Source organism: Empedobacter brevis NBRC 14943 = ATCC 43319 (assembly GCF_000382425.1).
GTDB classification, from domain to species: domain Bacteria; phylum Bacteroidota; class Bacteroidia; order Flavobacteriales; family Weeksellaceae; genus Empedobacter; species Empedobacter brevis.
In genome coordinates, this window is the sequence record NZ_KB908299.1 from 1 (window position 1) to 18,021 (window position 18,021).

Here is an 18,021-nt window from a genome sequence, read left to right on the forward strand (position 1 = left end):
ATTATCAGATAAGAAAAAATTAAATGTCATTCAATCGGATTTAATAAATTAATAATGAACGAATTTAACAAAAAAAAGTAGTCCTCCCTAGACTACTTTTTATGCAAAGATATTCTTTTTCTTTAAAAAAGCAAATTGTTGAAAAATACTGTTTTAAGAGCCTTTTTAAAACTCTACTTCGGAAATTATACAGTTTTTAATTACTTATTAAATGTTTATTTGGATGACATTCACATTTATAATTTATTCTATTGTAAATCAGTATAATGAATAAATAGTCTAGGGAGGACTATTCTTAACAATAGCAATGATCAAAAAGGATATAAAAATAAATGATTATTATTCTGTACAAAACAGTCTTATATTTTTATGCTTCTTTTTTTCCTGTTTCATTACGGCTCAAGTAATAGTTGGAAAGGATACAAAAATTGTTCTAACAGAGCATGCACAGTTCTTAGTACAAGATTCTGTTTACATTAATTTACCTATAGATTCGTCAAAAAATCATAAACTTTCTGATAAGGTCAATACAAATCTTTTATCGAAAAAAGACATTTATCGAAAGAAAAATAGAAATGGAAAGCTGTTCATAAATGGAATGAAAGCTTCAAAAAAGCCAATACAAGAGAATGGAACCAAAAAAGAGTATAATAGTAGAATAGTTTTACCAGTAGAGAATGGAAAGAATTCTTTTGTTTCTATTTTTTGCCAAGACGTAAAATTTCAAATTCCGAATAACTTTTTTCAAAGTGACATACTTAAAATTCAAAAATATAGGGCAGAGGTTTATGATTCTATTGGAAATCAGACTTTTTCTTTTTTCAAAAAATATCTCATTCTTTTTCATTTTATAGACAATGAAAATCCTATGAGGGGACCTCCTTTAAATGAAATTATTTAAAAGAATAAAAATTTAAAAAAATCAAATTAAAACCTATGTATAAAAAAACAACTCAAATACTCCGTAAACTATATTTATTATGTTTACTTACTCTTTTATCGGTTTCTGCTTTTTCGCAGACAACTTATTATGTAAAATCAGGAGGAACAGGAAATGGTTCTTCGTGGGATAGTCCTCTTGGTAGCCTTCCAGCTTTAGGAAATAATCTTAACAATGTGCATATTTATATTGCTGAGGGAAATTACAATGTAAATAATACCTATTCCTATGTAGGGAGCACTGTACTTATTCAAGGCGGCTTTCCTACAGATGCTACAGGAACAGATCTCTCCGGATATAATCCAGAAACTTATATCTCAAGAATTTTAAAATCAGCTACGACAAGATTTGTAAATATCTCAGCTACGACAAATGATTTTACGAATAATAAATTGACTATCAAAGGAATTTATTTTCAAAGTACAGGAACTACTGCTACAGTAGGTAGTATTCTTAATCACGAAGCAGGAACTAGATATTACCAATTAAAAGTTGAAGATTGTCATATACATGATTCACGCGGAAGTTCAGGCTTTTTTCGCATAGCTGCTGGTAATAATGGTAAGGTTACACATTGGTTTCATAATAATAAATTTTATCGAAATACAATGGGAGCGACAGGACCATTTGAATATACAACTGTAAATGGGGATGTAAAAGTTTTAATAAGCAATAATCTTTTTGGAGAAGGAAATGCGACTGATGGTACAGGATTTTATGCTACTTCAGCAGGCAATTCAACTACTAGTCAAACTCGTTTTTACATCATAGGAAATATTTTTTCTTGTGGTACTGCAAGTTCTACAACTGGAGGTATATATCTTACTTCTGCTGGAAACATTATGATAAAAAATAATGTATTTCTTGGTGTACGCGGAAATAATTATGGAGGAGCAATTTTTGCTACTGGCGTGGGTGGATTGCAAATTGAAGATAATTATTTTATTCAGAATTATACGAATAATACCGGAGTTGGAGCCGGAGGAGCAATTGCAATTGAAGCAGGAATTCGTACAGGAAGTATTGTTACATCTAATTATATAAAAAACAATTTCTTTTATGAAAATAAGGTAAACACTACAACTGGAGGTGGAAGTTCTATTTCGTTCGCTACAGGTACTGTAGGAACAGGTGCAAATTACGATATAGAGGGAAATATTTTTGCTTATAATAGTGCCCTGCAAGGAACGGGAACAAATAGACAAGCGGTAATTCAAACAAGAGGAAGTGTAATTGGAAATATACGAAACAATATTTTTTATGGAAATAAAAATAGTGGGGGAGATCAGGATTCTTTTGCAGAAATAAAAGCAGCGTCAGTTGCTAATGTCATAGGAGTCATTGATGACAATAAATTTCAATTGACAAATGCAGCTGCCTACACAGGTAACAATCTTCAAGCAAAAATAATAGCAGGAACGAATAACACATTTGGAACAACAAAGGCAGATATAGCAAGTCTAAATCCAGGTGATTTTGTAATTGATTGTTATACTGGAAGTGTAGGTTGTTTCAAGATAGATGATAGTGATGCGGCTATCGCAAAAATATCTAAAGTTGGAATTTCAACGTTCAAATCTCATGCTACAAATTGGCCGGAAAAAGATTTAGATAACAGTAGTATAAATAACGGAGCTATGGTATTAGATTCTAGTACTAAGCCACTAGTTGTAACTAGAATCAAAAACCCTGCAAAAACCCTAGGCACAGACTCATCGTTAAAAGGAGCTGTTGCATATGATACAGAAAAGAAATGTTTAATGTTATTTGATGGTGAAAAATGGGACTGTTTGGCTAAAGGTTGTGATAAATCTATTTATGATGTTCTAGAAAGTATTAAAGGCGAATTAGGTTCTCTGTAAAAATAAAATTATGAAAAAAAATATAGTATTATTAATTTTGCTTCTATCTGTATCGAGTATTAAAGTGAATGCTCAGATTGTTATTGGAGATAACTCAAATTCTTCTGATAATAAGGCATTACTCTCTTTTACTTCTGAAAATATGGGAGTTATTTTGCCTATCATTAATTCAAATACAGAAGCTGCAAGTACCGGGAATGTTGTAAAAACTCCTGGAACAATCTATGTAAGTAGAGCCGATAAACAAGTAAAAGTTTACATGGCGGTGTCGCCACAAAATAGCACTGGTCTTCTAGCTTTAACACCTACGCTACCAACAACAGTTACATTACCTACAGCTAATACATCTGTAGAATCTACAGAAAATGCTGGAGTAATAATTGGATCTGAAACAACGACACAAAAAGGAATTTTAGTTTTAGAAAGTGAAGAAAAAACAATGGTAATGCCTTTAATTGGAACTGTTGAGCAACCTCCTCATAAGTATGTTAAAAATCCATATATAGGTACTATTGGATTTGCTGAAACGGAGAATGTTTTATTTCCTTCTACTAAACCTACTAAAAAATTGCTTTGGGTTTTTAATGGTGGAAATAAAAGTACTGATGGTGCAGGTCAGTGGCATCTATGGAGATCAGGAGTAGAGATGCCTCCAAGTGGTATTATCGATCAGGACTATTTAGACAATTTACCATAATTAATTAGTATGAATTTCAAAGAAATCCATATTGGTACATTAATTAAGCAATTGGTTACAGAAAACGGGATAGAATTATCCCGTATTTGTAATTTTATGAAATGTACAGTAGAGGAAGTAGAAGAAATGTATTATATGAAAAGTTTGGATACGGAAGTTCTTTTAAAATGGAGTAAACTTTTGGAATACGATTTTTTTCGTTTATACTCACAACATTTGATCTTATACGCTCCGGTAGGAAATAATAATTATACACAGAGTAGTAGAAACGGTAAAGAATCCTTGCCTCGTTTTCGTAAAAATATTTATACAAAAGAAGTAATTGATTATATTTTGAATAAAATTGAGAAAGGGGAAATGAAAAATGTTGAGGTAATAGAGCGATACAATATTCCAAAGACGACTTTATACAAATGGATAAGTAAATATAGAAAATCAACCAAATAGATAACAGCTATCTTAATTACTGACAAACCTATTCTAATTAACCATTAGCTGCTGATTATTTTTTTGATCAGTAGCTTTTTTAATCTCAAACGAAATAATAATGAATTTATAAAAACAAGATGGAAATACAATTTAGAGAAATAACAGCAGACAACTTTTACGATGTATGTTTGCTTACGACCAATGGAAATGGAATACCAACATTTGATGAAGAATTTATCTGTTGCAATGCAGTTTCTATTGCAGAATCCAAATATTATCCACTATTGCAAACGGAAGCGATCTATAATGGTGAAAACTTAATTGGTTTTATTCTATCCGGACCATATTTTAAGGATGATGGAAATTTTTGGGTACTTAGATACATGATTGATCATAAATACCAAGGCAAAGGTTATGGAAAAAAAGCGTTTATTTCCTTCATAGAAAAGATAAAAAACAATAGAAAAATAAATAAAATTTATATTGGACTAGATCCCGATAATCAACGAGCGACCTCGCTTTATAGTTCATTGGGCTTTAGATCTACGGGAGAACAAAAAGATGGCGAAAACCTTTACATACTTGAATTATAAATGAGAAAAAAATCAAGATCAAAGAAGATTAATTAACAATTTTTTCTTTGCCTAAGCTATTAATTTAACCTAAGACGAAAATGAATACAAGAATAAATTATAAAACACTTTATACCGATATCATAAATGAAATTTATCCTGATAAATTTTCAATATGCCAAGGAATATTAAATAAAAAAAAAATATCCATACTCGACATACTCGAATTGAATAAACTGATCTTTGGAGAAGAGCATCATCAAAATCAAGTTTTAAATCAAAAATTCAGGTCGTATTCAAAAGAGGACATTCTACTTATTTTAGATTATCAAAAGAAATATAAATTAAATAACTCTCAATTGGCTAATCATTTTAAATTAAGTAGAAATACTGTTGCAAAATGGAAAAAGATATTTATTTAAATGATTCATTATTTCATATACTATTAATAATCATTTTATTGGTGTCTATATTTAGAGTAAGTAGGTATATGAATACAGGAGGTGAAACATTACGTTTTTATCTTTGGCTAGGATTAATTTATAGTATAATCAGTTATTTTATTATTATAGAAATTATGGATGAAATTTTAAAGAGTTAAAAAAAGCGTCAAACGACGCTTTTTTAGTTTTTAAGGTGTATGCCTTAAATATTCTATTGTATAATTATCTTGTTGTATAATTCATTTGTAAAAACTATAAAGAAGAATTCAGCTATGGAGAGTAGATTTATTAAGACTCACTTCTCAACTCTTTGCCAAATTTAAAGAGGGCTGGTAAGCCTCCGGTATGCCAGAATAGAATCGTAGAATTTAAGGGCAATTTTTTCTTCCTCAAAAAATCTAACATACCATAGAACGCCCGTCCGGTATAAACGGGATCTAAGAGAATGCCTTCTTTTTTTGCTAATTCTTCGATGGCATTAATTTCATGAGAGGTTAAAACACCATATCCTGCATTGTCGTAATCTCGGTTGAGTTTAATTTCTGAAAGTTCGATTTTCTTATTAATGCTTAGTTTTTGCATTAATTCTTTCACAATATTAAAGACAGCTTCTTCTAAAGAGCTGCCGTTAGTTTCATCTTTGTCGATACTGATTGGAATGAGTTCTGAGCTTAGTCCATACAATTCTTTACCAACAGTTAATCCGGCCTGCATACCACCTGAACTTGAAGCAAAAAAGATGTAGTCTATTTCCATTTGCTTTTCAGTAATTTGTTGTTTCAACTCTTTTACAGCATGTACAAACCCTAAGGCTCCTACAGAATTTGAACCACCATAGGGAATCATAAAGCATCTATTCCCTTCGTTTTCCAGTTTTTCTTTTAGTAACTCTTTGTCTTCTCCTTTTCTGTTTTTACCTGTAAAATGTATGGTGGCACCCAGTAATGAAGATAACAGCAGGTTTCCATCATAAAGATCAGGTTGGTCACCTCCCAAAAGCAGATGACATTTTAATCCCACTTTAGCACAGGCCGCAGCTGTTTGCCGACAATGATTTGATTGTTGAGCTCCGGCAGTGATTACAGTATCACAACCTTTGTCCAAAGCTTGTTGTATCAGAAATTCTAACTTTCTGGTTTTATTTCCACCTGAAGCCAATCCTGTATTGTCATCTCTTTTTATATAAATGTTGTAATCAGGGTATATTTGTGATAAGTTTTCCAGTTTTTGTAAAGGTGTAGGAAAAAAACCTAAGTCAATTTTATTTGTATTCATATGCTTGATTCATCTGGTATTTGATTTGTTCTTTCATAATTTACTTTATTTGTAAATTTAGCCAATTCAATATTGCTGTCAAAGCGGTTGGTGAATAGGTCTGTTCGATAAGTTGATATTCCTGGGGGGCACCCGTGTCTGCTTCCTGAAATAAATGATTTAAAGAAGGTAATTCTTTTACAGTCACGTTTTTGTTTTTGGCTATTTGTAATGCTTTCTTTATTGCACTCAAATTTTCCTTTGGTGTAATCTGCAGGTCTTTTTCTCCATTAAGAGCTAAAACAGGAATTTTTACCTTTTTTAAGGTGGAAGCAGGATTATAATTAATAAAATACTGCATCCATGGGGTAGTGTAGGTCTTAATCTGTAAGTTGATGAATTCATCATCGGTCATCCCATACGGTTTCTTAAGTTTCGGATTTTGAGCCAGGAATTTTTCCAAATGATTTCTTAAATCATTTTTTAACTGCTCGATATCTGAAGACTTTTTTACGATCTTAAAAATTTCCTTATTTATCCGCTTTGTTGCTTTTATTTCTTCTTTACTGACTCCGGAAGCCTCTGCTATTAATTGTTGTTGTAATAAAAGTATTTTGTCACCCGGAATTCCCGGACCAGCAAGCATTAGAATAAAAGCTACATCTTTTGATTCAACCGCCACTAACGGAGCAAGTAGGCCTCCTTCACTATGTCCTATCAGGCCGATGTTTTTTTTGTCGATTTCTTTTCGCTTTTTTAGATAAGCAACAGCACTTTCTACATCAGTTGCTAAGTCTAAAGATGTGGCACTGTTGAAATCTCCTTCAGAAAAGGCAGTGCCTCGATCATCATAACGCAAAACGGCAATTCCATTTCTCGTAAGATAATCTGACAGCACAAGAAAAGGCTTGTGTTCTGCCAATTCTTCATTTCTATCCTGCGGGCCGCTCCCGCTTATCAAAATAACTGCAGGATATACACCTTCCTTTTGCGGCAGGGTTAAAGTTCCCGCAAGGTTGATTCCCGCTTGTTTATTTTCGAAGATAATATTCTCTGAATAATAGGAATAAGGTTTCAAAGGTTCTTGTGGTCTTTTTAGCTTATCATCTTGTGCAAAAACAGAAGATGTATATAGTATAATAATTGTCAATAATGGAATTACTTTTTTCATTTTATTAGGGGTTTATTCAAAGTATCTATAAAATGGTAGTAGGATTTTCCTCCTGATATTGGAAGAATTCGAGTGATCCGGTTTTTAGCATAAATTTTAAAAACTATAACCAATTCCTAAATCGAAAGTTTGTCGTCTTAAAACTGAGCCTTTTTGTATTTTTCCTATCCCATTTTGTGAAATATAGGAAGCACTGATCTGGACGTGACCAAAATGATATCCAAGCATACTAGCAGCACCATAATTGAGACGCTTCATGAGACTTTTTCCTGTTATATCTTTATTAAACATGTTGATGTCACCTGTTTTTGCTCTAATGCCATAACCGATATAAGGACCAATCCCGAAAAATATTTTCCCTGATTCCAGATTGAACTGAAAGACACTATAAACAGGTAGTTCTAGATCTAACGATTTTAATGTGGATTTTTCGGTTGTAAACTTATTTTGCATTTCAGAATTTCGGTAATGAACCATCAAATCAGTTTGAAGTGCGAACCAATTACCAAAATCATATTTTAGAAATCCACCAACAGAGCCGCCAAATTTTGATGAACTGTTTGAATATGGACTCTCCGAATCAAACTTGTAAAATGTTGAATTGGCACCGCCTTTGAGTCCTAGAGACAGTTTTTCTTGGGCATTAGCCGAAATTGAAACCATAAGGAATGTTGTTATAACAACAGCCGATAAACATATTTGCTTTTTCATTGATAAAAAATTATAACGCAAAATTCAATATTAAAAATCCCGTTACTAAGAACTTTCCGACGAATTTCAGAATAGATGAGATGAAGTTTAATGCTTGAAAGATTAACTATTATTAATTTAAACGATTGGTTGCTAAAAAAGGGTAGGCAAGAACGAAATTTAATCCAAAAAAGACATTTTAATAATAAATTCCGTTTCCGTTTTTACCACATCAATTGTTTTATTGGACAATGTATATTGCTTGTATAGATTTTTAAGTCCCACACCACCACGGTCAGCAGTATTTCTTAACTGAAGATTGTTCGCAACAAGTATCCCATTTTCATTTATTTCAATTCTTACTATTAACGGTTTAGTAGAAGTAGCAACGTTATGTTTTATAGCATTTTCCACCAATAATTGTAGGCTTACAGGTATTACTTTCCTGTTCAAATCAGCATCATTTTTAACGGTTATAAGCAAATTATCTTGAAACCGAATCTGTTCCAAAAATATATAGGAATCTAAAAATGCCAATTCCTCTTTAAGGGTAACGAAGGGACGTTCATTTGTTAATAATAGATAACGGTAGACTCCTGACATTTTTTTTGCAAAAAGATTTGCTTTCTCTTGATTTTCATAAGCTAAGGAAGCCAAAATATTCAGGCTGTTAAACAAAAAATGAGGATTAATCTGTGCTTTTAACGTTTCGTATTGATATTGTATTTTTTCTTTTTCAATTATACTGATTTTTTTTTCGATAGCGGCTTGCCGTTGACTGTAAAAAAATATTTCTATTAATAATACGATAATGCTGTTCCATAAAATAATAAAAATTGTAGATTTAAGCAATTCAGGATCGTTATCAAATGCAGAAAAACCTATAAGAGCAAAATTACAAAGATAGATTACCAAGATGGAAAACAAAGAACAAATAAATAAATCAAGTATAATGCGGAAATAAATATTGTATATTTTAAAATATTTATAAACGGTATGAACAATCAGAAAATCCACTGATGCGATAAATAAACATGGAAAGAGATTGATGACAAAAAATTGTGAAAAATTTTTTTCTTTTCCGGTTAATGTTTGAAACATATAGTAAAAGAAAATCAGTAGTGTCGTGACAATGAGCGCGAAAGCAATAATATGTTTTTTATCTATCTTTTTCATCATTTTCAATTCGAGCCATCTACCCATTTTAAGAAATCCGAAACTCGCTCACGACTGACTACTACTTCTTGTGGACAATTCGGTTGAAATTGAAGTTTCAATCGACTGTTAAAGTATTTAACAATCTTTTTTATAGAAGTAATATTGGCAACGCAATTTCGGGAAACGCGAAAAAAAGATCTTTTATCTAATTGCGATTCTATCTGAGTTAATGTATAATCGATAATACATTTTCTATTGGAAAATGTGTGTAAAAAAACTACTTTTTCCTCGCTATAGAAAAAGGCAATATCGTTTACATCAATATGTTCATAAACATCACCAATTTGAACAAGAAAACGATTTTTCTTATGAATACCTGATAATATCTTTTCTAATTTTTTATAATCAAAGATTATTTCTTTTTCCATTTGTTGCCGTTCTAATTTTTTCAGTGCGGACAATAAATCTTCTTCTTCAACCGGCTTCAATAGATAATCGATACTGTTTAATTTAAAAGCCTGAATAGCGTACTCATCGTAAGCTGTGGTGAAAATAATCGGTATTGATACCTGTATGTGTTCAAATATTTCAAAACAATTTCCGTCTGCCAAACGGATGTCTAATAACATCATATCTACTGGATTATTTTGAAGAAAATGAATAGTATCTGCAACAGATTCTGTTCTTCCGGTTAGTACATAGTTGGGACGTAGCTGTGCTATCATTCGATTAATTTCCATATACGCAAACCGCTCATCTTCAACTATCAGGTAATTCATATCTAGACTATTTGCCGTAAAAATACAAATTGTTAGCCATGATTAAATAAGTTAATCGATCGAGTTTAGAATTTTAGGGATGAAGTGTCTGCTGATTATGCTAAACTTAATAATCAGCTAAAATAGCTGTTGAGCCAAATAGAGTAGTTGTTGAGTACCTTATTTTAAGGTTTTTATTTGAATGAATTTTTTCTTTGCAAGATTTAACCAATTAAAAGTGCCTAAGAAAAGAATTCAGTTAATGACGATGTCTTCTTCAATATTTCTATCAAGAAATGTGATGGTATGTTTATTTTTTTTGTCTTTTACTTTTGTCCATTGCCAACTTTATATCTCAAATAATACGATTGTTGCAGTTAAAGAGGGAACGATATTCTATCAATCTTCATCGAAAAAGGATTCATCTTATTCAGAAAAATTAAATGTTACGTTAGATACTGTTCTATTAAGTAGTGGGAAATACCTGAAAACGGATAGAAAGGATTTTCATAAAATAAAAAAAAATATAAAATCGGGTGATCAAACAGATAAAAAAATAAGTCATTCTGTTTATAGAAAACCAGAGTTTAAAAAAGTAAATAAGCAAATTTTATGTCATAATCGGTACCTGTCAATATTATCAGGTATAGATAATTTTGATGCAAAGGCTGTCGTATCTAGCTCTCTAAAAGTGTACTTAGCTTTTAACAGAACCCACGAAAAACAAAAAAAAATCATACGCCAAAAAGAGCAAGTCTACGATAAAAATAACTGTTTTTATCGTAACAATAAGATTCGATTTGAAAATTTTGTCAGACCGCCTCCGAGCATTGTTTTATGTTTGTAAAAATCTACTATCCAAAACTTTACACTGATGTACAAAGGTGTTTTTATGTTTACTTTATAATTATAAAATCTTGATATTTAAGAATATTTTACTTGTTTTTTTTGTTTTTCATTTTTCACTTTGTTTTTCACAACAAAAAAATGAAATAACGAAGAAAGATTCCTTTATCGATTTATCAGATCAATACATTAATATTGATTTTGGAAAATCTTTAACATTTGCCAAAAAGGCTTTAGTCGAGGCAAAAAAAGAAAATGATACATACAGTAAAGCACAAGCTTACTATTATATTGCTAAATCGTATGTTTTTTTTAGAAATTTTGAAAAGGGTGATTACTATATAAGAAAAGGATTCACTGAAGAGGCTGTAGAAAAAGATATACATCTGAAAGCGTTATTTTTAATGCTTGAAGGAACCTACTACAGTAGAATGTCATTAGTTGAGCAGACCTTAATAAGTAACAGGAAGATAATCAATTTTGTAGAGTCGAAAGATGATATGGAATCCAAGGTAATTTTAGCCAATGTCTATATGAATATGGCAGATTGCTATACAGAGTTGAAAAAATATGATTCTGCCCATTTTTATGCTGACAAATCTATTGTTACAGTCGAAAAAATTCCACTAAAAAGATATTTGAACATGAGGAAAATTTATAAGAATAAATCTTTTATTTATTTTTATAAAAGCTGGATATTATTGCAACAAAATAAGCCTGATCAAGCATATTTTTATATTGAGAAGGCGTACAAACAAGCAATTTTGGAAAAAATAGAATATTTAGCACTCTTTTATGAAATCTATGGAGATTATTATTATCAGATAAGAAATTATCAAAAAGCGGTTGATTATTATCTCCTTGCGGCTGATAATAAAGTAAAGTTTAAACAAAACTCTGCATATGTTGACTCTAAGATCGCAAAATCGTATAAAATACTAGGAGATGTTCACAAGGAAAAGTATTACCTGGAAATAGCAGAGAATAGGCATCGAATAGACAAAGAAGAACATAATTTAATCATTCAGAAGGAATTGGTTCGGATGCTAGAAAAAGAAAAAAATGAGAAAAGTAATATTCGGTTTAACAATCATTTGATGATTGTCTCCATTACTTTTTTATTCACCCTATTACTCATAATTTTGGTTATACGATATCAAAAAATCAGGAAGAGAAAAAGAACGATTATTGAAGAGCAAAAAATAAAACTTCTGGAAAAAGAATCTGAAATTTATAAAAAAGAAAGAGAATTCGAGAAGTTAGAATTGAAGGTAAACAATCCTTTTTCTGAATTAAATAATATGGTAAAAGAAAATTCGCCTCAATTTTGGGGACGTTTTCAAGAAATTTATTCTAATTTCTCGGCTAAGATGTTAGAGATTAATCCAACTTTAAAAGTATCTGAGCTTACTTTTTGCGCCTATATTTATTTGGGTTTTTCGAACAAAGAAATAGCAGAATATACATTTAAATCTATCAGAACAATTGAGAATAATCGTTACAATCTTCGAAAAAAGATAGGTTTGACTTCTGAAGAAGATTTTTGTTTATGGCTTAGAAAATATATTGATACTTAAAAAAACTGTTTTCGTGTTAAATCGTAGAAAAAGAGAATCTTATCATAGGTTCTCTTTTTTATTTTAAGTATTTAAAAACAGCTGATTAACAAATAGAGTAGTCGTTGAGTAGGTCTTTTTAAGGTTTTAATTCGAAGGATTTTTTTCTTTGCATGCCTTAACCAACCAAGAATGTTTCAGAAAAGAATTCCGTTTATAATGATTTCATCTTCACTATTTCTACTGAAGAAGGGTTTGGTATGATTCAATCTATATAAACAAGTCATAATAAATTTTAAAATAACTATAATCCTATGAAAACAAAACAAAACATTTTTTATAGTCTTCTAATCTTTTTGTTAATGAGTATAAATATTTATGCTCAAGATTGTGGAAAAATACGTGTCGGATATTGGTCGACTTACACGATAGAATCCAAAGGAGCTTTTACAACCCAGTTAAATAATCTTTCTAATTATGGACCTCATGGCTCCTATAACAGAATAAATGGGTTTAAATTTACTGATATAACTACATTAATTAATACATTAACAGTTGATCAACTATTAGCACAATTCGATATAATTAATACCGGATACTCTAATATGACATTGTCAAATGCTCAGAAAATAAAACAATATGTTGATAGAGGAGGAGTAGCTCTAATCTTTTTGGATGCGGGAAGTGCTGTAGGATCAAATTTGCATCAAGTTTTTGGAGGGAGCGGAACAATTGGGAGTGTTAATGAACAACCTTCTTATGCTACTAGCACATCTAATTCTTTAAATAATCGTATGAATGGTGTTTGGGGTGATGCGAGGAATATTTCCTTAAAAGGATTTGCTAGTTCAGGATTAATCGCTATAAATCAATTGCCTAATGCATCTATTCAATTAGCTAATGAAGGTTCAAATGCAAGAGTTTGGATTACCGGAAATGAAGGGAGAGCTATCTTTACTTGGGATGAAGGGATATTTAATCCGGGCGACTCAAATGTATCTGGGACAGATATTAATACAGCTCAAGAGAAATTTATTCACAACATCATGGCCTATGCACTAGATAAGATAAATGTTGCTCCTCTTTTTATACCACCAGTTGCACCAACTGTATCTGTATTATCTGCTACTACTCATTCCAATGGAATTGCAACAATCACGAATTACAATAATGCATATAAATATACATTTTCGCCGGTTGGACCTATAGTTGATAATGTGGGAGTGATTCAGAATATGACTCCAGATATAGTATATAAAGTTGTTGCAAATAATGGTTGTGATTCTCCTTCAACAGCTGTAAGTATAAATTCTAAGATTGTAATTCAATGTACAAATCCTGCAGCAACAGGAACTCCGGATGGCTATACCAAAATAGGAATTACAACTCAAACAAAGCAACAGCTTTGGCCAGGGAATATTCCAAATGGATTTTTAGCTTTGGAATCAAAGGATAAAGGAATGGTCATTTCTAGAGTTTTAAATTCAGCTAAAATTACTGATCCGAAAGAAGGAATGCTTATTTATGATATTACAGACAAATGTGTGAAATTGCATAACGGGACTGTTTGGAACTGTATCAAAAATACTTGTGATCCTCTAGTTGAAGCGCCTAGAAAAATTAGAATTGGATCATTTGCAGGATATACCATCGGAAAATCTAATTTTTCTGCTTACAATAGTCAATTGACGAATTTATCTAATTATGGACCAACTGGTACATTTAAAGGGATTACAGGTTTTGAATTTTCTGATTTATCTTCTGTAGTACTTACAAGTAATACAGGTGATCAATTAAAGAATAGTTATGATATTATTAATACAGGTTATAGCAGTATGACTTCCGTTCAAGCTCAACATGTTGCTGATTTTGTAAAAGAAGGTGGGGTTGCGATTATTAATTTAGATAACACAGCTTATAATTTTAATCCAATATTGACGGCATTTGGAATCATAGGAAGTAATGGAAACGGAGCTGTTTCGGCTATAAGTTCATCTGTGAATGAGCTGAGTAATGTATTTGGTAATACAAAAAATATCAGTTTATCTGGAGCTGCTACACAAGGACGGGTTCTAGCAAATCAATTACCATCTGCCAGTACGGTTTATGCTAATGAAACAGTGACTGGAGGAGGTGTTGCTGTTTGGACTATTGGTGGAGATTTTAAAGGTAAAGTTATTTTTGTCTGGGACGAAGGTTTGTTTCGAGCTTCTACAATTGCAGAAACAATAATCGATACACCGCAAGAGAGGTTTGTTCATAATTTAATGGCTTATGCTTTAATCCAATTGGGATTTCAACCATAAATATTAATCAAAAAATCATAACAAAATGAAAAATATAAACGCTTTATTACTCTTATGCTTAACATCTTACTCTTTCGGACAAGTGGCGATAGGAAAGGAAAATATGAATGGTAACTCAACTATTTTAGACTTTAATGATGCAGCCGGAAATACCAATGGAATTATTCTGTCTGCTGTTAATGATACTTCTACTGCATTGGCAACAATTACGACCAACAATAATGGTACCTTCTTGTTTGATAAATCGGATAATAAAGTTAAAATGTATGAAAATAATGGATGGATACCACTTTCGGATACAGGCGATTCCTCTGAAATTCTTGTCAATACGTCAACAGAAGTTGGTGATGGTGTTATTATTGGATCTCAAACAACAGATGCGAAAGGTGTATTGGTATTAGAATCGGCTAATACAGCTATGATTCTTCCTAAAATAGCCAACCCTCATACTTCTGTAAAAAGTCCTTATCCGGGGATGCTATGCTATGATACTGTCAGTAAAACAATGGCAGTATTTGATGGTAAAGTTTGGAATTATTGGAAATAAACATAAACCTGATCTAAATCTAACGGAATGAATTTTAAATCTATACATAGTAGGTTCTTTAATCAGACGACGGGTGATAGAGTGTAGGATAGAAATGCTCCGCATCTGTAACTTTATGAAATGTACAGAGCAGCAAGTAGAAAAGATGTATGAAATGGATAGTTTGGATACGGAAGTTTTATTGAAGTGGAGCAAACTGTTAGAATACGACTTCTTTCGTTTGTATTCGCAGCATTTAATTCTGTACGCACCAGTAGAGAGCAGAACGTATGTTTATTCAAATAAAAATAGAAATTCATCTTTGCCACGTTTTCGAAAAAATATTTATACAAAAGAGATGATCGATTATATCTTGAATAAAGTGAACACAGGAGAATTGAATAAATCAGAAATTATAGAACGATACAACATTCCAAAGACGACTTTATATAAATGGATTAGCAAATATAAAAATACCTCAACCAATTAAGAATTAGAAATAATGATGAATTAAACCTATTCTAACAAACAACCAGAAGTTGCTAATCATTTTATGATTAGTGGCTTTTTTTCTAAATTAAAAATGATGACTAGAATAAACTATAAAACACTTTATACAGATATTTTAAATGATCTTTATCCGGAGAAATTATCCTTGTGTCAACGAATATTGAATAAAAAAAGTTTATCCATTCTTGATATACTCGAGTTGAATAAATTGATTTTTGGAGAACAACACCAACAAAATAAAGTGTTTAACCAAAAATTCAGATCTTATTCCAAACAGGATATACTCCTTATACTAGACTATCAAAAGCAAAATAAATTGAACAACATGCAATTAGCGAATCACTTTAAATTAAGCCGTAATAGCGTGACTAAATGGAAAAAGATATTTGTGTAAGTTGATCTATTAAATAAAAAAAGCGTCATTAAACGCTTTTTTTATTTAATTTTTACGGAATAATTTGCTAACTGATTTTATCGTTATCTTTATACTTGTTTATGATTTATATATCATATTTCTTAATTGAGAAAGGTTCAAAGGGGGTAAAGTTTTTTCTCATTAAAAATGATCGGTTTGGTATTTAGAAAATTTTCTTTAGCTCTATATTTAAATAAAGAAAATCAAATCATTAAAAATCGGATTGATTGATGATACAATTAAAAGAGGAGCATAGAGCGATTTTTTGATATTGAAATAATTTTTTTTGGCATGTTTTTTAATACTTCTATCTATTGATTAAAACAACCTTGAAATTTATACATGAAAAAAACACTTTACTCTTTTATTATACTACTCTGTTCTTGTTCTATTCTTACAGCTCAAAAATCTGATGATATTTATGAAAGACTAAGAAATCAGTTGACAACTTCTCCTACAGAATTTTTTAAAAACGTTGAAGTCGCAAAATCCAATGCCCTGCATTCTCATGACTATAAATTAGTTGTTAAGCTGGATTATCTGAAAGGGTTTGGTTATTATTTGAAGAATAATGCAGATTCTTCTGTAATTTATGCCAATTCAGCGATAAATAGAGCAAATAAAATGAGATATATAGAAGGCGAAGCAATGGGGTTACGTCTTTTGGGAACTCAGTATGCTAAAATGGGATTGTTGAATGAAGCAGAAACTGCTTTAAATAAAGGATTGACTCTTCTAAAACAAATAGAGAATGAAGAAACAAATGATTTAAGAGGAAGTTTGTATGCTTCAAAACTTGTTCTGATGGATGATACGGTAAATTTAGAGGAGAAGTTGAAAGTTGCTAAAAAATCAATTCATGCATATGAAAACTTAAATTCTTTAAAAAGAAAGAAGGAAGTATTGCCATTAGCTTATACAAATACAAGCTATATGTATATAAAATTAAATCAGTATGATTCGGCTTACAGTTATTCGAAAAAGGCATTATCAATGGTAGATCCTTCCGATAAATATATGAATGCAGCGATCTACCATGATTTAGGATTACTTTTTTTGAAGCAACACCAATACAAGGACGCGGTCAATTATTTAGAAAAAGGATTGAAGTATTGTGATTCAGACGCTTTTTTAAGTAAAAGACAAGAAATTTTACAAAGGTTGGCGAAAGCTTACACGGAATTGGGCGATTATAAGAAAGCCAACGAAACAAATGAAGAATATGTGGAATTGACGAATACCATCAATCAATCTTCAAAATCGGCTGTTCGTTCAGTTATTCATGATAAAAATTCAAAAATAGATACTTTGTCAAAGTATGAGAAATTGTTTTATATCAGTCTGCTTTTATTTTTGATGTTTCTTAGCTTGTTCGTGATCAGACAATATTATAGAAAAAGAGCAAAGAAAAAGGTCGTTCATGGAAAAAAAGAAGATTCTTTTTCAATAAACGATGCAACGAAAGTTAAAATAGTTGAAGAACTCAAGAAATTTGAACAAGAAGAAGGTTTCGTTGATCAGCATATGACGCTTTATCATTTGTCGAATAAAATAGGATGTAACACGAAATATCTTTCAAGGACAGTTAAAGAAGAATTTGGGAAGAGTTTTTCGAACTACATCAATGATCTTCGAATAGAATATCTACTTAAAAAATTGGAAACTGAAGAAGCTTTACTGACTTATAAAATAAGTCATTTATCCAAATTGGCTGGTTTTTCGTCTGATCCAACTTTTATTAAGGCTTTCCAAAAGAAAACAGGAATGAATCCTTCTGAATATTTAAAAAATAAGAAATAACTAAATTGCACATTATTAAGTAGATATCTTTTTGAAATAAAGGATACAAAATATAAATATAGAAAGAATTCTGAATTTTTAAAATATA

Annotated in this window: 18 protein-coding genes; 13 read left to right on the forward strand and 5 right to left on the reverse strand. The window is 31.0% G+C overall.

Going from position 1 to position 18,021, the window contains the following annotated elements; translation table 11 throughout:
• The first annotated feature begins 598 nt into the window (after nucleotides 1–598).
• The 6 genes from H277_RS20210 to H277_RS0113165 all read left to right on the forward strand — a co-directional run bounded on the left by H277_RS20210 (nucleotide 599) and on the right by H277_RS0113165 (nucleotide 4,922).
• On the forward strand, nucleotides 599–901 hold the full coding sequence (locus tag H277_RS20210; RefSeq protein ID WP_154652445.1) for a hypothetical protein: 303 nt from the start codon (nucleotides 599–601) through the stop codon (nucleotides 899–901).
• A 35-nt stretch (nucleotides 902–936) separates the two neighbouring features.
• Entirely contained in the window at nucleotides 937–2,802 is a 1,866-nt protein-coding gene (locus tag H277_RS0113145; RefSeq protein ID WP_019976068.1) for an autotransporter outer membrane beta-barrel domain-containing protein, read from the forward strand.
• A 64-nt stretch (nucleotides 2,803–2,866) separates the two neighbouring features.
• Complete coding sequence (locus H277_RS0113150) at nucleotides 2,867–3,499, forward strand: hypothetical protein (protein WP_019976069.1); 633 nt, start codon at nucleotides 2,867–2,869, stop codon at nucleotides 3,497–3,499.
• Nucleotides 3,500–3,508: 9 nt separating this feature from the next.
• Entirely contained in the window at nucleotides 3,509–3,946 is a 438-nt protein-coding gene (locus H277_RS0113155; RefSeq protein ID WP_019976070.1) for a hypothetical protein, read from the forward strand.
• A 119-nt stretch (nucleotides 3,947–4,065) separates the two neighbouring features.
• Nucleotides 4,066–4,521: a GNAT family N-acetyltransferase gene (locus tag H277_RS0113160; RefSeq protein ID WP_019976071.1), complete on the forward strand. Its 456-nt coding sequence runs from the start codon at nucleotides 4,066–4,068 to the stop codon at nucleotides 4,519–4,521.
• Nucleotides 4,522–4,601: 80 nt separating this feature from the next.
• Nucleotides 4,602–4,922: a hypothetical protein gene (locus H277_RS0113165; RefSeq protein ID WP_019976072.1), complete on the forward strand. Its 321-nt coding sequence runs from the start codon at nucleotides 4,602–4,604 to the stop codon at nucleotides 4,920–4,922.
• 309 nt (nucleotides 4,923–5,231) lie between these two features.
• Here the strand turns inward: H277_RS0113165 and H277_RS0113175 are convergent, their stop codons facing one another.
• The 5 genes from H277_RS0113175 to H277_RS0113195 form a co-directional block, all read right to left on the reverse strand.
• A complete protein-coding gene (locus tag H277_RS0113175; protein ID WP_019976074.1) occupies nucleotides 5,232–6,218 on the reverse strand; it encodes a D-cysteine desulfhydrase family protein in 987 nt (328 codons plus the stop codon).
• A gap of 40 nt (nucleotides 6,219–6,258) precedes the next feature.
• Nucleotides 6,259–7,368: an alpha/beta hydrolase family protein gene (locus H277_RS0113180; protein WP_019976075.1), complete on the reverse strand. Its 1,110-nt coding sequence runs from the start codon at nucleotides 7,366–7,368 to the stop codon at nucleotides 6,259–6,261.
• Nucleotides 7,369–7,464: 96 nt separating this feature from the next.
• A complete protein-coding gene (locus H277_RS0113185; RefSeq protein ID WP_019976076.1) occupies nucleotides 7,465–8,079 on the reverse strand; it encodes an outer membrane beta-barrel protein in 615 nt (204 codons plus the stop codon).
• Between the two features lie 159 nt (nucleotides 8,080–8,238).
• Entirely contained in the window at nucleotides 8,239–9,237 is a 999-nt protein-coding gene (locus tag H277_RS0113190) for a sensor histidine kinase (protein ID WP_221406901.1), read from the reverse strand.
• A gap of 2 nt (nucleotides 9,238–9,239) precedes the next feature.
• The gene (locus H277_RS0113195) at nucleotides 9,240–9,995 is read right to left on the reverse strand and encodes a LytR/AlgR family response regulator transcription factor (RefSeq protein WP_019976078.1); all 756 of its coding nucleotides are present in this window, start codon (nucleotides 9,993–9,995) and stop codon (nucleotides 9,240–9,242) included.
• A gap of 181 nt (nucleotides 9,996–10,176) precedes the next feature.
• Between H277_RS0113195 and H277_RS0113200 the strand changes: the two genes are divergently transcribed.
• From H277_RS0113200 to H277_RS0113230, 7 genes are all read left to right on the forward strand, one after another.
• Nucleotides 10,177–10,821: a hypothetical protein gene (locus tag H277_RS0113200; protein ID WP_019976079.1), complete on the forward strand. Its 645-nt coding sequence runs from the start codon at nucleotides 10,177–10,179 to the stop codon at nucleotides 10,819–10,821.
• 70 nt (nucleotides 10,822–10,891) lie between these two features.
• A complete protein-coding gene (locus tag H277_RS19080) occupies nucleotides 10,892–12,397 on the forward strand; it encodes a helix-turn-helix domain-containing protein (RefSeq protein WP_019976080.1) in 1,506 nt (501 codons plus the stop codon).
• 341 nt (nucleotides 12,398–12,738) lie between these two features.
• Complete coding sequence (locus H277_RS0113210; protein ID WP_019976081.1) at nucleotides 12,739–14,682, forward strand: hypothetical protein; 1,944 nt, start codon at nucleotides 12,739–12,741, stop codon at nucleotides 14,680–14,682.
• Between the two features lie 25 nt (nucleotides 14,683–14,707).
• Complete coding sequence (locus H277_RS0113215) at nucleotides 14,708–15,229, forward strand: hypothetical protein (protein ID WP_019976082.1); 522 nt, start codon at nucleotides 14,708–14,710, stop codon at nucleotides 15,227–15,229.
• A gap of 115 nt (nucleotides 15,230–15,344) precedes the next feature.
• On the forward strand, nucleotides 15,345–15,698 hold the full coding sequence (locus tag H277_RS19475; protein ID WP_307724005.1) for a hypothetical protein: 354 nt from the start codon (nucleotides 15,345–15,347) through the stop codon (nucleotides 15,696–15,698).
• A 93-nt stretch (nucleotides 15,699–15,791) separates the two neighbouring features.
• Nucleotides 15,792–16,112 (forward strand): hypothetical protein, encoded by a 321-nt coding sequence (locus tag H277_RS20625; protein WP_026357600.1) that lies wholly within the window; start codon nucleotides 15,792–15,794, stop codon nucleotides 16,110–16,112.
• 363 nt (nucleotides 16,113–16,475) lie between these two features.
• Nucleotides 16,476–17,933 (forward strand): helix-turn-helix domain-containing protein, encoded by a 1,458-nt coding sequence (locus tag H277_RS0113230; RefSeq protein ID WP_019976085.1) that lies wholly within the window; start codon nucleotides 16,476–16,478, stop codon nucleotides 17,931–17,933.
• Nucleotides 17,934–18,021 lie beyond the last annotated feature (88 nt).